Source organism: Rhizobium sp. RHZ01 (assembly GCF_014851595.1).
In the GTDB taxonomy this organism is placed as follows: Bacteria; Pseudomonadota; Alphaproteobacteria; order Rhizobiales; family Rhizobiaceae; genus Rhizobium; species Rhizobium altiplani.
Genome location: NZ_JACUZZ010000079.1, coordinates 1 through 1,177 on the forward strand (window position 1 = coordinate 1; position 1,177 = coordinate 1,177).

Sequence of the window (1,177 nt, forward strand, 5' to 3'; positions counted from 1 at the left end):
AAGCAACGGTGTTAGGCGTCAATCACCGTTGCTCGATAGTCTCTCATTTTGGCATTGAGGATTATGATCATCCTTCGCATGACCGCGACGAGAGCGACCTTTCCGGGCTTTCCTTTCGCTTTCAGTCGTTCGAAGACGGCCTTCATGGCTGGATCGAAGCGGATGGCGGGCAAGGCGGCGATGTAAAGGGCGTCGCGCACTGGTTTGCGGCCGCCGGCAATCATCCTCTTGCCACGCATCAGGCCACTGTCGCGATTGATAGGGGCAACACCGACCAGCTTTGCGATCTGGCCTTTGTTCAACAGACCGAGTTCGGGAAGTCCGGCGATCAGCAAGCATGCGGTTCGCAGTCCGATGCCCTTGAGCGACATCAGGACTTTCGCCTTGACGGCAAGATCCTCATCCGATTGGAGACAGGCTTCCATTGCATCGACCACCGACTGGCGCTGCTGCAGAAGGAACGAAAGTGTCTCCTCGATCCACGCCCTTGCCGTGGCATCGGCTCGAGCGCCGAGTTTTTCCAGCCGGTTCTTTTCCTGCACGATCATATGCGACAGTTGCCTGTAGCGTGACACCAGATCGATCAGCACCACCTGAGCCGGCGAGGAAGGTGCCAGATCCTTCGTTTCCATGCGTCTGGCATAGTCGGCAAGGACGAACGCGTCGATCCTGTCGGTCTTGGAGAGCTGGCCGCAGGCACGCGCGAACTGCCTGATCTGCCTGGCATTGACCTTGGCGACCGGCAAGCGAGCGGCCAGCAGGGTATGCACGACGGATCGCTCATAGCCGCCAGTCGGCTCCACAACCAGGCGTTCGATGCCATCCAGTTGCGCGAGAAAGGCGATGAACCTAGCAATGCCACCAGCATCATTGGAGAAGCTTGCCGAGTGCATGTCGGGAAGCACGCAGATGTCGAAGGACGATTTCGATATGTCGATGCCGATAAAGCGGCTAGTATAGGTCATGAGGCGATGTCTCCCTTATACGCGAGCGCGAAGCTCTCTCAACGGTTCGACGAAGCCTCGAAATGCGCAAAGGGTTCTGCTTTTTTACGAACGAAAGTTCAGGCCCGCTAGGACCAACCGCTCTGCGCATCGTCACTGCGGTGTTGCAATCACCTCAATGGCAAACGAGGCCGGTGCATCATAACCGATGCACCGGCCTCGCAATGTATAAG

1 protein-coding gene is annotated in these 1,177 nt (G+C 57.4%); it reads right to left on the reverse strand.

The window, feature by feature from the left end; genetic code table 11:
• Positions 1-11: 11 nt before the first annotated feature.
• Positions 12-965, reverse strand: coding sequence for an IS110 family transposase (locus tag IB248_RS30855; protein WP_210333100.1), 954 nt, complete (start codon positions 963-965; stop codon positions 12-14).
• Positions 966-1,177 lie beyond the last annotated feature (212 nt).